Source organism: Leptospira sanjuanensis (genome assembly GCF_022267325.1).
GTDB lineage: Bacteria > Spirochaetota > Leptospiria > Leptospirales > Leptospiraceae > Leptospira > Leptospira sanjuanensis.
In genome coordinates this window covers 3,748,793-3,762,142 of the sequence record NZ_JAIZBG010000001.1, presented here as the reverse complement: position 1 = coordinate 3,762,142, position 13,350 = coordinate 3,748,793, and the positions used below count along the sequence as shown (strand labels likewise).

14 protein-coding genes and 1 pseudogene are annotated in these 13,350 nt (G+C 43.5%); 7 read left to right on the top strand and 8 right to left on the bottom strand.

The genetic code is table 11. The annotated features are described in order from the left end of the window. The first annotated feature begins 36 nt into the window (after nucleotides 1-36). Nucleotides 37-651, top strand: a complete 615-nt coding sequence (locus LFX25_RS17075) for an MORN repeat-containing protein (RefSeq protein ID WP_238731305.1) — start codon at nucleotides 37-39, stop codon at nucleotides 649-651. Here LFX25_RS17075 and LFX25_RS17070 read toward each other — a convergent pair. The 3 genes from LFX25_RS17070 to LFX25_RS17060 are packed head-to-tail and all read right to left on the bottom strand — an operon-like array spanning nucleotide 648 to nucleotide 3,685. Beyond that, on the bottom strand, nucleotides 648-1,085 hold the full coding sequence (locus LFX25_RS17070) for a hypothetical protein (protein WP_238731304.1): 438 nt from the start codon (nucleotides 1,083-1,085) through the stop codon (nucleotides 648-650). The genes LFX25_RS17075 and LFX25_RS17070 overlap by 4 nt on opposite strands. 2 nt (nucleotides 1,086-1,087) lie before the next feature. Further along, nucleotides 1,088-2,353: an acetyl-CoA acetyltransferase gene (locus LFX25_RS17065; RefSeq protein WP_135590091.1), complete on the bottom strand. Its 1,266-nt coding sequence runs from the start codon at nucleotides 2,351-2,353 to the stop codon at nucleotides 1,088-1,090. Nucleotides 2,354-2,374: 21 nt separating this feature from the next. Beyond that, nucleotides 2,375-3,685, bottom strand: coding sequence for a 3-hydroxyacyl-CoA dehydrogenase family protein (locus tag LFX25_RS17060; RefSeq protein WP_238731303.1), 1,311 nt, complete (start codon nucleotides 3,683-3,685; stop codon nucleotides 2,375-2,377). Between the two features lie 273 nt (nucleotides 3,686-3,958). Between LFX25_RS17060 and LFX25_RS17055 the strand changes: the two genes are divergently transcribed. Beyond that, a complete protein-coding gene (locus LFX25_RS17055; RefSeq protein WP_238731302.1) occupies nucleotides 3,959-4,498 on the top strand; it encodes a DUF1564 domain-containing protein in 540 nt (179 codons plus the stop codon). Between the two features lie 144 nt (nucleotides 4,499-4,642). On the opposite strand, the gene LFX25_RS17050 is transcribed toward LFX25_RS17055, so the two are convergent. From LFX25_RS17050 to LFX25_RS17040, 3 genes and pseudogenes are all read right to left on the bottom strand, one after another. After that, nucleotides 4,643-6,625: a M48 family metallopeptidase gene (locus LFX25_RS17050; protein WP_238731301.1), complete on the bottom strand. Its 1,983-nt coding sequence runs from the start codon at nucleotides 6,623-6,625 to the stop codon at nucleotides 4,643-4,645. Between the two features lie 215 nt (nucleotides 6,626-6,840). Continuing rightward, a pseudogene (locus tag LFX25_RS17045) lies at nucleotides 6,841-7,143 on the bottom strand (DUF4269 domain-containing protein); the annotation flags it as partial. Nucleotides 7,144-7,188: 45 nt separating this feature from the next. Next, nucleotides 7,189-7,722 carry a helix-turn-helix transcriptional regulator gene (locus LFX25_RS17040; protein WP_238731300.1) on the bottom strand — a complete coding sequence of 178 codons (534 nt, stop codon included), beginning with the start codon at nucleotides 7,720-7,722 and terminating at the stop codon, nucleotides 7,189-7,191. Between the two features lie 260 nt (nucleotides 7,723-7,982). Here LFX25_RS17040 and LFX25_RS17035 point away from each other — a divergent pair, with 260 nt between their 5' ends. The 3 genes from LFX25_RS17035 (at nucleotide 7,983) to LFX25_RS17025 (ending at nucleotide 10,203) form a co-directional block, all read left to right on the top strand. Next, complete coding sequence (locus tag LFX25_RS17035; protein ID WP_238731299.1) at nucleotides 7,983-8,519, top strand: ankyrin repeat domain-containing protein; 537 nt, start codon at nucleotides 7,983-7,985, stop codon at nucleotides 8,517-8,519. Then, the gene (locus LFX25_RS17030) at nucleotides 8,516-8,905 is read left to right on the top strand and encodes a hypothetical protein (RefSeq protein ID WP_238731298.1); all 390 of its coding nucleotides are present in this window, start codon (nucleotides 8,516-8,518) and stop codon (nucleotides 8,903-8,905) included. The genes LFX25_RS17035 and LFX25_RS17030 overlap by 4 nt, the downstream gene beginning before the upstream one ends. A gap of 164 nt (nucleotides 8,906-9,069) precedes the next feature. After that, nucleotides 9,070-10,203 carry a sensor histidine kinase gene (locus LFX25_RS17025; RefSeq protein WP_238731297.1) on the top strand — a complete coding sequence of 378 codons (1,134 nt, stop codon included), beginning with the start codon at nucleotides 9,070-9,072 and terminating at the stop codon, nucleotides 10,201-10,203. Between the two features lie 102 nt (nucleotides 10,204-10,305). Here the strand turns inward: LFX25_RS17025 and cyoE are convergent, their stop codons facing one another. Both cyoE and LFX25_RS17015 read right to left on the bottom strand, forming a co-directional pair. Continuing rightward, complete coding sequence (gene cyoE, locus LFX25_RS17020) at nucleotides 10,306-11,172, bottom strand: heme o synthase (protein ID WP_238731296.1); 867 nt, start codon at nucleotides 11,170-11,172, stop codon at nucleotides 10,306-10,308. 14 nt (nucleotides 11,173-11,186) lie between these two features. After that, nucleotides 11,187-12,140, bottom strand: a complete 954-nt coding sequence (locus LFX25_RS17015) for a COX15/CtaA family protein (RefSeq protein WP_238731295.1) — start codon at nucleotides 12,138-12,140, stop codon at nucleotides 11,187-11,189. 177 nt (nucleotides 12,141-12,317) lie between these two features. On the opposite strand from LFX25_RS17015, the gene LFX25_RS17010 reads away from it, so the two are divergent. Then, nucleotides 12,318-12,467 carry a hypothetical protein gene (locus tag LFX25_RS17010; protein ID WP_118954732.1) on the top strand — a complete coding sequence of 50 codons (150 nt, stop codon included), beginning with the start codon at nucleotides 12,318-12,320 and terminating at the stop codon, nucleotides 12,465-12,467. 33 nt (nucleotides 12,468-12,500) lie between these two features. Further along, nucleotides 12,501-13,340, top strand: coding sequence for an SCO family protein (locus LFX25_RS17005; protein WP_238731294.1), 840 nt, complete (start codon nucleotides 12,501-12,503; stop codon nucleotides 13,338-13,340). Nucleotides 13,341-13,350 lie beyond the last annotated feature (10 nt).

Genomic DNA, 13,350 nt, shown 5'->3' with positions numbered 1-13,350 from the left:
CTTTTCGGTCGTTTTAGGTTGTACTTTGTAAATACTATGTTGCGTTTATTGATTCAAAGTTTGAAGTTTTTACTTTTCGGAGATTCGAGAGATCGTTATGCTTCTACGTTTAGAATAAATCTATTCTTCGTATTTTGTTTTGGTTTCTTCTCCATTTTTCCCCAATCATCCGCGACCTGTTTATCCGGAAATTGTAAGAATGGAAGAGGGGTTTTGATCGATTCGTTTGGAAACGAATATAAAGGAACTCTTATAAACGGAAATTTAGAAGGATACGCAGAAGTTAAATTCAAAAACCGCGGAACTGTTTCGGGAGTTTATAAAAATTCTTCCCAAAGAGGCAAGGGCCGATGGACCGATCCTGAAACCGGAAACGTCCTGTACGGAACCTGGGTGGAAGACGGGGACTGCAACGAAAATGGATGTAAAACCTGGGCAAAGTTTATCCCGGATTCAGAAGTGGAATGTATCTTTCGAGGAAACTTTCGACGAAACCGAAAAACAGGAAAGGGCGCGTATACGTGTATCAACGGAGAAAGTTTTGAAGGAATCTATAGTAACGATTTAGCGAACGGATACGGAAAATTAAAATATTCCGACGGAACCGTTTTTGAGGGAGAATTTAAAAACGGTCACCCGCTTTCAAATTAGATTTCTTCGTCGGTCGTATAAGCCAAGATCAAAGAAGAAATCAGCGTTAACAAAAACTGAGAAAACACCCAAAGCCAAACGATTAGACTTGGAAGAGCGTTGATGAAATTTAAAATGGAGATCGCTGGTCCGACATAGGCCGCGAGGGAAAAACAAATCGCAACGATCAACCCGCCGACGATTCCGGTCGGAAGAGAATCTTTCGCGAGACGAATGATAATTCCTAAAAAGAAAACTTGGATCAGGTCGGCGACGATCGGCCCTACCCATAAGATCATTCCAACGGATTGGAAAAAACCTTTATAGGCAGGGTCGTAGTAAAAACGCGAAAAGAGCAAACTGCGAAGCGGAACGGAAATTACTTCCCAAAAACCGAAGGCGATAAACAGCCTTAAAAGAAATTGATTCCAATCTTTCGCAGTTCTTAAACTCATTCTTATTTTCCTACGATGAAAACCACGTTCGTCGTTGCGGACCCGCCGATATTCAGCATCAATCCGTTCTTAGCGCCTTCTACTTGGTAGTTGCCTGCAGTGCCGGTAACTTGTTTGTAGAGGTCGAGCATCATTCTAACTCCGGAAGCTCCCACTGGGTGACCGACTCCGATCAGTCCGCCGGACGGGTTGATCGGTTTTTTACCGTTGATGTCGATCACGCCGTCTTCGATCGCTTCGTGTTCCTTACCGGGTTGTGTGATCCCGAAAGCGGAAATCGCTGCATATTCGGAAGAAGTGAAACAGTCGTGAGTTTCGAAAACGTCGATGTCTTTCACTCCGAGTTCCGCTCTGTCGTAAGCGTCTTTAACGGTTTGTCTGGTCCAAGGGAGAATGTATTTGTCTCCTTTAGATTCGGCAACCTTCGCGTCGAAAGTAATCGGAGCCACTCTGTGTCCCCAACCTTTCAGTCTTGGGATGGAAGTGATCTTCTTTCCTCTTTTTTTAGCGTATTCTTCAGTGTAAGATTTATTCGCGAGAACCACCATCGCCGCACCGTCGGTTACTTGAGAACAATCGGTGATGCAAAGTCTTCCACCCACGGCCATATTGTATTCTCCGCCGCGAGCGTTCGCGTGTTCTTTGTTCATGAACCAAGAACGTGTTTGCGCCTTGGGGTTTCTCTTCGCGTTGTCGTAGTTGATTCTTGAGATTTCGGCTAACGCGCCCATGAATCTTTGTTCCGGAAGTTTGTATCTCTCGAGAATTACGTCCGCGAGTTTTCCGAAAAGTTTCGGGAAAGGAAATTGAACTCCTTTCGCTTCTTTTTCGTAATAAGCGGCTGTTCCTAAAAAGTCACCGCCTACGGAAGAACTTACCGTTTTCATGATCTCGATTCCGAGAACAATTGCAACGTCGTAGTCTTTTGCGCGGATTTTTGTAGCGGCCGCGTCAAGTGCGATCGACCCGGAAGCACAAGCGGCTTCAAAACGTCCGCCAGGAATTCCGTAGAACGCAGGATCGACTTCGGTTAAGAATGCGCCCAAGTGACCTTGCGTCGCATATTGTTCCGCGTCGAAGTTTCCTACGAAAATTCCGATTCGATTTTGTTTATTCAGTTTTTTGATTTCATCGGGTGTGATTCCGACAGCCGCAAGTCCGTCTTGAACGGCTTCGCGCATTAAGGACATGAAGGTCTTTCCTTCTTTGGTCCAGTTTCTTTGAAAATCGGTTTGTTCCCCGCCGAGGACGTAAATTTTATCGCTCATGGTGATACCTTCTCCCCTAAATTATCCTTTGAAAAGTGAACGAGCGTCAAGCTTTTCCTTCAGCTCGTAGAACGGCTTTCCTGGTTTCGCTTTTGCTAATACTTCAGGAACCGGAAGTTTTGCTTTTTCGATCAGTTGAATCGCATCCTTAGGTCCGCCTAAAAAATCGACGAATGCGGAAGCGGGAGCCCAGTTGAATCCCGTTCCCATCGCGAGGTCCGCCATTTCTTTGGTGTCTACGACTTCGCCGACGATCGAGAGAGAGTAACTAACGTATCTTGCGATGAAGTATCTCGCGAGGTCCGCTTCAAAACCTTTCGCTTCTTTTACGATGTTCATTGCGCCTATGTAGTCCGCTTCGGAAATTCTTCGGTTCGCCTGACGAATAAAATCAATGTCGAATTTAGGAACGGGCTCGTAAAGATCGGCGCCTATATTATAGACTAACTTTTCTTTCTTGCCGTCCGGAGTTTTGGACATCTTGTAAAGACCGCCGCCCGCTTTTCTTCCGAGGTCGCCTTTATCGATGAGCTTTTGGAAGTAACCCGGCATTTTAAAAGTAGAATGAGCCGCGTCCTTAGTCATCTCATAGAGGTTATCCACGATCGCTTTGTGAACGTCGAGTCCTACGAAGTCCGCAGTGTCCAGAGGTGCCATTGCTCTTCCTGTGTAACCGCTCATGATCGCGTCCATCAGAGCGATCCCACCCTTATCGGAATATTTTTCCGCAATTTGAGCGACTTCGTTGATAAGCTGAAATCCGATTCTGTTTCCGGCAAACGCGGGAGTATCGTTCGTATAAACGACCGCGCGGCCAAGAACCTTATCCAGATATTCGCCGAGTTGTTTGAGAACTTTCTTATCCGATCCTTTGTGGGAAACGAGTTCGCAAAGAATCATTTTGTAAGGAGGGTTGAAGAAGTGAGTTCCGAAATAATGCTTTTGTCCGTCTTCGTCGAAGGCTTTGGAAAGTCTTTCGATGGAAAGTCCGGAAGATACCGTGGAAACGATGGTTCCGGGTCTTCTGGAGCTCGCGATTCTTTTGTTGATCGGTTCTTTAACTTCGTAACTTTCCGCAACGAGTTCAAAGACCCAATCCGATTCCGCAACGGCTTTTTCCAAATCCGCGTCGTAAGAACCGGGAATCAGTCTTGGACGAATCGTATCCGTCTTGACCGAGCCAATCGCTTTTTCAATCCCTTCTTTCGCTTTGCTTATGTCCCGAGCAAGCATGTGGACTTTTGCCTTTCCGAATGAGGCAACGATTGCCGCTGAACCGGCGCCCATAGTACCATTCGCGCCTAATACTGTAACTGTTTTTATCTCTCTCATGAAACTATACCAATTCTTGGATTTTCAATGGAATAGAACCTGTTTAAAACAGCTAGGCGGGGAGGAAAGGTTTTTTTCACGCGAATCGGACATAGAATTGTTCTAAAACAGAACGAATGTTCTGTTTAAATCGGCTTAAAAGTCTTATAAAGTTGCTCAGAATGATCGGAAAGAACGGTTCTTTAAAAAACTCAAAGTTTTCTTGGCGGTTTCTCAAAGGTTCTTTTTTTTCAAAATCGCACTTGGGAAACAGAATTTGGAACCGTCCCGAGTATGGGCGTATTACTTTTAAATTCGAATCACACGATTCGATCCATTCTCCGTGAAAATCATTCGGAAGTTGTTACTTTGCTTGTTCCGAAACGAACTTTGCTCGGACTTGATGAAAAACAAAAGAAATTTCTGCCGAAACGAATTCCGTTTCTTTTGAAGAGATATGCAAAGTATCTTTCGTCTACAAAACGTTTGAGTTCTAATTCACGGAAGACGTTGTATCAGCCGAGTTTTGGAAAAAATCAAATGGTGAGAATGAATGTTCGAGTCGGTACAGGAAGTTGGGCTTTGTTAGGTTTGTTCGCGCAGGTTCACGGTGTTTCCCGTTGTTATCTTTTTAATTTTCTTGTGAATTTGGATCGGGTCGGGGTTGGAGAATCTATCGTGAGTACGATGAATGAGGGAGGTCCCACATTTCATTCGAATTACAGTTATATCCTCCACCTCGATCTATTGGGTAACCGGATAACCAGGTCACTAAAATGCGACCCAATCGACAGTTTTTACGTCTTAAATTATCAAGAATGGTTCGATTCTTGATAACAAACCCTTCTTTCCTTTCGAATCAAAGGGAAAACGATCTAAAAAAAGCAGGCGGAAAACGAACATAGCCCGCGGGAAAAACTTTAGGATGAAAGAGGGAAATAAATTTCACGCCCCTATCCCCTAAAGATCGTTTTTATTTCACTGAAGAATAATCTGATCGACCTTATTCTTTCTATATTTCACGAATGCGTTTCCGTTTTGCGTGTAACCGAGATATTGGCCGCTCTTTTGAAATTGTTTTCCAAAAACTCTTTCCGCCGAGCCTCGATCCGTTCCGATCGCGACTCCCTTATCCAGTCCGGGACTATTGTCTCCGTACGCGTTTACTTGAAGAACCGATCCGATGCTCAAAAGAAAAGAAGTCTCTTTCTTGCTATAGATATAAAATTCGCTGCCGGAAGATTTATCGACTTGGATCTTATCCGGTTTTCCCCAGAGTTTTAATAAGTCTTCGAGTTTATCTCCCGGACCTACTCCTCCGACTTTAAAGACGTTTTGTTTCGGAGTTTGCGAAGGATCGGGAAGGGTAATTCCGTGAAGATCCGCGGTGTATTTCGCCCAACCGGAAGAAGAATCGTAATTCTCCAGATAATACATCGCGAGTTGTTTCGTTTTCGGAGTCTTTTCCTTGTAGGATTCAAGAAGAACATAATTCAAAATCGGAGTGAAGTTTTCATAAACGTAATCCGGATCGAGTTGGGTTTTTTGACGGATCGAATTTCCGATTCCTTGTAGATATGCTTGAATGTCCGGATTTGATTTTGCCTTTTCTCCGAAGGATTGAACGCGTTTGTCCACCATCGTAGCGACGGATTTGAACACTTCCAACGCTTTATCCTGATCGTCCGTCCAGTACAAAACCACGCCGAAGTTATTCGCAAGAGGAATGGAATTCTCCGCTCGAACCGTATTACCGGCGAGCGATTTTGCCACGTTCATATCGTTTTCTTCGGTGGAATAGGAAAGAAGAACGGCGTAGTTCGAAATAAAATACGGATCTTCGGTTTTAACGATCACCTTTTGATAGGCTTCTTTCGCTTTATTGTAAGCGGCTTGATTTCCGGGGATAGCTCGCATAACTGCTCTTTTGCGAAGTCCTCCGGGGAAGATCATCGAGTCGCGGAAGGAAGGCATATCGATCACAGGTTTAATTTTCAGATCGTCGTTGCTCGCGGTCGCCATCCAAATCTTATGAAGGCAAACCGCGTAAGATTTTTCCAAATGCGTGTTTCCCGGAAATTTAGAAAGGGCCTTTTCCAGATTGGATTTGGCCTGATCTAGATTCTTTCCGAACTGAATATCGTCGTACGTTTTTTCCAAAGTTGCAAGAAGTGAATAGAGTTCCTGTTTATCTCCGCTGAATCTCGAAAGACGATCGTTCGGAGACGGATGACTCGTAAAATACAAAGAGGTCATCGATTCCGGACTTACTTTATCCAGTTTTTTGCTCACGATGTATTCTTTGTATTGATTGTCGATGTCGCTCATCAATTCCAAAGTGCGGATCATATATTCTCCGCCGTAACCGGCTTTGTTAAGAAGTTGAAACCCCGTTTGATCCGCGTCAACTTCCTGTTCTTGGGAGAATTTCACGTTGTTCAACACCGCTTCGCCCGTCGGATTCTCTTTGAGCTGATAGAATTTCTTAACCGCATTGAACGTGTGTTTGTTGTAATAGTGCGAAAGCTCGTGCGATAAAACTCCCGCGATGTATCGTTCGCGGTAAAAGCTCATCTTGTCCTTTGCGTCCGGTTCGGAGTTCGTAATCACCTGATCCAAAATATCCAACGTCCCGGAGTTGATGCAGAACTGACCGCCCGCCATAGCGAACGCGTTAAACGAATTGTCTTGGATCAGATTGTAAACGATCGGAAACGTAGGATTGCCGGAAGAATCCGCAAGTTTGCGAAACGCCGTATCGATCGGCTTCTTCCAATTGTTGTGGTCTTTGAGAACTTTGCGGGATTTGAGAATCGCTCCATACTGATAGGCACTCTGGCGGACGATTTGCGCGTAGAGTTCCGCATCGAAATTGATCGTGTTGTTTTTTTGAGCACCGAGCGTTAAACAGATCGATAAAGTTCCGGCGGTAAGGAGCAAGGATTTGAAAGATTTTTTCATGTTCTAGAGACCTATAAGAAAAAATTTTTTTATACGGGATCACTAAGATCGTCAAAAAATTTCACTTGTCAAGCTGGATTCGAATCTCTTTTTTAATGCGAAAAAAGCGCGTATATTGCCGCCGCTTCTACATTTCATGTATCCGAAAATGAAAAAAACTCGGACGCGAGAATGAAATTTCTTAAGTCTTCATCCGAAAAAAGACGCAGATCAAATCATGTCTGATAGGGATTTCCTTTGAGTCTAAACGGATCGCAAAACGCGTGTTCAGTTTTTATTTCTTCCCTTTTCCAAGCGCACATATATTCCCGAAAGCGCGTTCCCGCAATGGAAAGAATTTTGTGTTCCACTTGAAGATGTACGAATCCCATCTGATCGATTACCGGAATCGTTTGTCCGAAAATTTCATATGCGAATTCTTTTGTATAAAAACGGACAGCGATCGAATCCGGGTTTTGAAATTTTTTTCGTTCCAGTTTAAAATCCCAAAAAATGGAAAAGGAAGAAGTGCGGACTTCGGAGAAAGATTTATAAAAACCTCATTCTTTCGTTTGCGTATAAGATCAATCCTCTTCCTCTTCGGGAAGAAGCGGAGAAATGAAGTAAGCGATGAATTCAAGTTTTCCCGTCGTTCCCGACTTTTGATAAATGGAGAAGGTTTGATTTTCGATGGTTTTAAGACTTTTTCCCCGAATTGCCGCGATTTGATGATTGGACATTCCACGGAGCAGAAGAAGCGCGATTTCCTTTTCCTTATCGGTGAGGTTCCATTCTTCCAATTGCCTTTGCAGGGATTCCCAAAAGGACCGATTGGTGTGAACCAAGAGCTGATTCTTATTTTTTAAACCTTCGATGGCGACTTTCGCGGATTCGATGTCCGCTTGCGTATGTCGGATTTCCTGGAATAAAAAGAAAATTCCAACGATCGATAAAAGTCCGAAGGCGGCTTCGATCGATGTGAAATAAGCCTGGGATCTTTCGATCCAGTTTATATCGAATAAATACGTTAGGATCTCTTCCAAGATCCAAAGTAAAATTAGAAAAACATAAAGTGAAAAAAAGTAGAACCGCTTTTCTTGGGGAAACCAGAGTTTCATGCTAACCTTTCGGAAAAATTTCCATCGACCGTTTTAAAACTCAAGTTTTCTTTTTGCGAATTCCCGGTTTCTGTGTTCGTTCGGATTAAATTCGATTCCTTTCGTTTTCCGAGTCAATCGGAATAAAGACGTTTCGGAACTCATAGGTGAAAACCACTAAACGAAAAATCGTTTCTGAGTAGTTCCCGCAATTGCCGTTTCCACCTATTGTTCACATTTCAAGAAACGTTAGAATGTTCCGGTATTCGAGGAAAAATTTCATGAAACTTTTGAATTTCATTCTCAACGAGTTTGGAAATATCTTTTTTAAAACGGACTTCCTTCGGGCGAGGGTCTCGTTCTTGGCGGCAGGTTTTTTCGTTTGGTCCGGTTGTATTCTCCCGCAGGAACGATTCATTCCCGATTCGAATCTGAGTCCCACGGATTACGTTTACAAAGGCGATTTGCAGGGTTTAGAAAATTCTCTGCGAGCCGGTAAGGGAATCAATCAACGGGATCAATTTTTCCGTAATTACACTCCTTTGATGGTAGCAGCGAGAGAAGGGGAATATCTGATCGCGGAATATCTCGTTCGAAACGGCGCGGACGTGAATGCGAGAACGCGTGACGGTCATACCGCCCTCATGATGGCAGCATTCAATCGATATCCTGAAATCGTAAAACTTTTGATTCGTTCCGGAGCGGATATTCACGCTACGACCGTGCAGGGGCACACCGCTTGGAGTGAAGCTACATTAGAAGATTCTAAAAGAGTTCAGGAGATTCTTCTGCAAGCGGGAGCCGGTAAAAAACAATGAAACCGATTCGACTTTTTCTTCCCGGCATTTTTATTTTATTTTTTGAAAGTTGTACGCTCGATACGACTCGATGCGAAGAAGGTTGTGATCGTCAACTTTCCACTTGTCTTTTAGTCGCGTTTCAAGGAGGTCAAAACAATCAAACGTTACCGATCTCCTTACTCTGTTACGAGCTTTGTGATATGTGCAAAGATAAATGCGGAACTCGAAGTTCTTCCAACGGTAGTTCTAGAACCCGCGGCCCCAGCACGGGTACGGGCGGTCGAACCGGAGGTGGAAAAAGCAGTGGAGGAGGAGGTCATAGCGGCGGAGGCGGCGGCAGCAGCGGGGGTGGTGGAGGTCACGGCGGTGGCGGACATGGGGGTGGAGGAATTCTCACGCTGTAAAAAGTTATTTCATATTCGATCGGGTTGTTTACAATCAATCGTATCGAATTCCGATTTATCATTTTACCTCGTTTGAATTCTGATCGGATCGGTTTGATAAATTCGTCTTATGATATTCGAGGAAACTTTTTTGAAATCCTTGTCGTTTGCCGGAGTTGAGTAGGATGGGCCTTTTGAGATTTACCGATCATATTTATAAAGAGAAGGATTATCTGACTCGCAATAAGGCGTTTCATCTTTTTATCTTCAACGTAGCATCGGTCCTGCTGGGCCTATTCGTAAACTCGTACATTTGGTTGACGAAAGGATATTTTCTGCGGCCCGGTTTTTCGATCATGATGATCGCCTCTCTTCTTTCCCTGGTCTTTTTGCTTCGGAAAAAGTTCGAGATCGCGTTGAAAATCGTATTGATTGCAAGCGTCGTATCCGTCAGCGTCGGGTGGTTTTTCGGAATTTCGAAAGAAGCCATAGCCCTGGACGAGGCGAATCGGAATATCGTACTTTCGATATTTATTATGATTTTCTTATATTTTACGAACGTAAAACAAACTATTCTCATCGCTCTATATTGTTTGTTTTTGATTTTTGCGGAAGAATTTTATTTGGAACAGAATAATAACATGATTCACATCGCCGATCGTATCGCGTTGTTTATCATGTATTCCATCATTGCGATCATCGCGGTAAGAACGCTTCACGGTTCGGTGAAGGAGAAAAACGAGTTGATTCAGGAAATTCACCATCGTGTGCGGAATAATCTTCAGGTACTTTCCGGTTTGGTGGAAATGCACAGCGGTTCGGACAAGGGCAATCTTCAGAGTATCCTTTCGGATTTTCAGGATCGTATTCTTGCGATTTCGGAAGTGCACAATTATCTGTATAAGTCCGAAAATTATTTCGACATCGATTTCGCGGAGGTGATCGACGGGATCATCAAAAACCTCTCCGATAAACTCGGCAAACGAACGGTAAATATCGAAAATTCGACCGAGCGAGTTTACTTAAGAATCGAGAGCGCTCTTCCGTGCGCGATGATCTTCAGCGAACTACTTTCCAATTCCTTAAAACATGCGTTTCCCGCGGAAAAAGGGACCGTGAACGTTCGCTTTCAAAAGGAAGGAAACAAGTATCGTCTTCGGATTGCGGACGACGGTTCGGGAATTTCCGATTCTAAGGTTTGGCAAAAACCGAAAACTTCGGGTTTTACTTTGATCCAGATTTTAACGAAACAGATTAAGGGAAGTTTTGAAATTTTTTCGGGCTCCGGTTCCACCGCGATCCTTGAATTCAACGCCTAATTTCGGTAAGGCGGCAAATCTTGTTCGATTGAAAAAGGTCGATGCCCTCGTTGCGATATTGCGCAACGTTTTAGATCGATCCGTTTTACTGATACGAGTTCTTTAAATAAGATGATCGACTACGATCATGATGTTTACGATGAACAAATGAAGAATGGAAAAGAAAAAGAACTTTCTCGCGGATTGACGTTCCGGTTTTTGAATCAATTGATACGAAAGAATTCCCATCCAAATGCAAACCGCAATCGCCGTGAACAAGTATAAGTATCCCATCGAAGGTTCGAGAAAATAAAAACTGATACACGAAGCGGAATACAAAATCGTATAAAAGAAAATCGACTTCGCCGTTTTATCGATTCCTTTGACGACGGGCAGCATCGGAAAATCCGCGTCCGAATAATCGTCTTTGAGAAAAATCGCTAAGGCCCAGAAATGCGCCGGGGTCCATAGAAAAATCATCGTGAATAAAATCCACGCTTGAATCGGAAGAGAATTTCCGATCGCCGCATAACCGATCAAAGGACCGACGCAACCCGCAACGCCACCGATTACGATGTTTTGTGTGGTTCTCGGTTTTAAAAGAATCGTGTATAAGAAAACGTAGGAAATCAGCGCCGCAAACGCGCAGAACGCCGTGAGAAGATTTACGTAAACCGTAAGGAGATAAAAAGAAATTCCGGTCATCGCAAGGCCGACGAACGTAGCTTGAACGACGCCGATTCTCCCTGCAGGAATCGGACGATTGGATGTGCGTTTCATCTTCGCGTCCCGGTCCTTTTCGATCACCTGATTGAAGATAAACGAAGCCGAAGACATCAAAAACGTTCCGAAAAGAGTTATGGCAATCAAAAACCCGGAAGGGGATTGTTCGCCTGCTAGATATAAACCCGGAATGATCGTCGCCAAAACGAGGGTCGTAACTCTCGGTTTGATCATTTGATTCCAATCGGATAAGAACGTATTTGTCATATCGTATCCTGAAATTATCTTTCAGGCCTCCGTTCGTTTTCCGATGTCAGAAAAACGGCGCGAGAAAGCAGAGAAAGATAAGAAGAAGTCAGCAGTAAAACCGCAAAACCAGTATGCAGCGCCGTCACAAGTTTGGGAAGTCCGAAAAACACATTCAGAATTCCTAAAATGATTTGAGCGACCAGAAGATACATCGAAATCTGAAGAAATCGTTTGGAAGTTGTCGGGAATCTTTTCCAAATCGCGAAGCCGAGCGCGATTGCGAGAAATAAAGCCACCGTGTAGGCGCCGAATCGATGGATCACCTGAATTTTTACGATTTCCAACGGATTGTCGGGAAGCCATTGTCCCCAGCAAGTCGGAAAATCGGGACATGCGAGTCCGGCGTAATGAGAACTAACGCGTCCTCCCAAAACGATTTGAACCGTGATTCCGATCAAAAGAAGAAAGAATAAGATATTATCTTTTCTGAATATAGAATCGGCCTTGACGAACGTTTTCCTTTGATGTAGAGCCTTTCCTCTCGAATCGATCGCGACCGTGAGAATGACTAAAAAGAATGCGATCGCGTTTAAAAGATGCAGGTTAACGGAAGTAGGGTCGAGTTTTAACGTAACGGTCAATCTTCCCAGATTGATCTGCGAAATTAAAAGAAGAACCGCTAAACCCAAATAGATTCCGAATTCTTTACGGAGAGTCGCATCGACAAAAGTCCAGATTGTAAGTCCTAAAAGAATCAAACCCAAGAAACCGGAATAATAACGATGGGAAACTTCCATAAAAATCTGAAAGTCGAAGGTCGGGAAAATTTTCCCGAAACAAAACGGCCAATCCGGACAAGCAAGCCCGGAGCCGGTCGCTCTCACCAAAGGTCCGTAGAGCAAATTCAAAAAAATAAGAATGCTCAAGAACAGAGAGATTTTGTAAAATAAATGAAATTTAGATGAAAGGTTCGAGTTAGCGCTCATTCTTTCCTGAAAACCCTCTCAGGCTTCTAAAATACCATACTCGAAAATCGGTCCTTAAGGGCAATGAAAGTAAAAATTAAATATTACTTCCAAAAAAAGAGATTCATTCGAACTTGTCCTAGAATCTTTCGATTTTCATCTTTAAGAGAATGAGAATCAATTACAGGAGCCTTTTTCATGGCACAACACGATTATAATAAACCTGGATTCTGGACTTTCGTAGTAGTTCTCGTAGGAAACTTAGTATTCTTTACTTATCTTTCTTTCTTTCATCCGGGAGTAAAAGAACATTCTTTGAATCTTCCTGCGAACACTCAGGCTAAATAATATCGGAGAACGATCTCTCCGGAGTTTACGAACTTGATCTTTAGAATTTCCCTAATCGCAGGGATTGTATTTTGTTCATTCTCAACTTCTCTGTTCGCTTACGATCCTGCCGCTCGGTTTGATAAAAACGAAAAGCCGAAAGAATTGGAAGGGGTTGGAGTGAAGGAAAGGTTGGGAAATCAACTCGATCTTTCACTTCTTTTTCGAGACGAAACGGGAAAGCCGGTTCCATTCGGTTCTTTTTTCAAAAAGGACAAACCTGTTCTTCTTTCTCTCGTTTATTACAAGTGCCCCACTCTTTGCAACTTCCATCTCAACGGAATTACCGATACGTTAAAAAAGCTGAACTGGCAGGTGGGAAACGAATTCGAATATGTCGCCGTTTCCTTTGATCCGAAAGAAACCGCGGAACTGGCACAAGCGAAGAAGAACGCTTACATAAAAGAATATTCTCGCGGCGATGGAAGAGGTTGGCATTTTCTTACGGGAGATCAAAAAGAGATTACGGCTCTTGCCGAGTCGGTCGGATTTTCCTATAAATGGAATCCGGAGAACGAACAGTGGATTCATTCTTCCGTTGCTTATGTCATCACTCCTTCGGGAAAGATTTCCCGTTATCTCCATGGGATCACGTTCGATGAAAGAATGTTGCGACTTTCTCTTCTGGAAGCGTCCGACGGTAAAATAGGGGATTTCACGGACCAGTTCGCCCTTTTTTGCTTTCAATTTGATCCAGGAAAAAATACTTATACTTTGTACGCTTATAATATGATGAAGTTGGGTGGTTTCTTCACTCTTCTTATTCTGGCGGCGTTCTTGATCCCATTCTGGATCAGGCATAACAGAAATTCCGAACTCATTAGGAAGGAGTAACTTCAAAAAA

Coding starts and splice junctions, on each gene's coding strand:
- LFX25_RS17075 (WP_238731305.1), top strand. CDS start 37: ATGTTGCGTTTATTGATTCAAAGTTTGAAGTTTTTACTTTTCGGAGAT.
- LFX25_RS17070 (WP_238731304.1), bottom strand. CDS start 1,085: ATGAGTTTAAGAACTGCGAAAGATTGGAATCAATTTCTTTTAAGGCTG.
- LFX25_RS17065 (WP_135590091.1), bottom strand. CDS start 2,353: ATGAGCGATAAAATTTACGTCCTCGGCGGGGAACAAACCGATTTTCAA.
- LFX25_RS17060 (WP_238731303.1), bottom strand. CDS start 3,685: ATGAGAGAGATAAAAACAGTTACAGTATTAGGCGCGAATGGTACTATG.
- LFX25_RS17055 (WP_238731302.1), top strand. CDS start 3,959: ATGGGCGTATTACTTTTAAATTCGAATCACACGATTCGATCCATTCTC.
- LFX25_RS17050 (WP_238731301.1), bottom strand. CDS start 6,625: ATGAAAAAATCTTTCAAATCCTTGCTCCTTACCGCCGGAACTTTATCG.
- LFX25_RS17040 (WP_238731300.1), bottom strand. CDS start 7,722: ATGAAACTCTGGTTTCCCCAAGAAAAGCGGTTCTACTTTTTTTCACTT.
- LFX25_RS17035 (WP_238731299.1), top strand. CDS start 7,983: ATGAAACTTTTGAATTTCATTCTCAACGAGTTTGGAAATATCTTTTTT.
- LFX25_RS17030 (WP_238731298.1), top strand. CDS start 8,516: ATGAAACCGATTCGACTTTTTCTTCCCGGCATTTTTATTTTATTTTTT.
- LFX25_RS17025 (WP_238731297.1), top strand. CDS start 9,070: ATGGGCCTTTTGAGATTTACCGATCATATTTATAAAGAGAAGGATTAT.
- cyoE (WP_238731296.1), bottom strand. CDS start 11,172: ATGACAAATACGTTCTTATCCGATTGGAATCAAATGATCAAACCGAGA.
- LFX25_RS17015 (WP_238731295.1), bottom strand. CDS start 12,140: ATGAGCGCTAACTCGAACCTTTCATCTAAATTTCATTTATTTTACAAA.
- LFX25_RS17010 (WP_118954732.1), top strand. CDS start 12,318: ATGGCACAACACGATTATAATAAACCTGGATTCTGGACTTTCGTAGTA.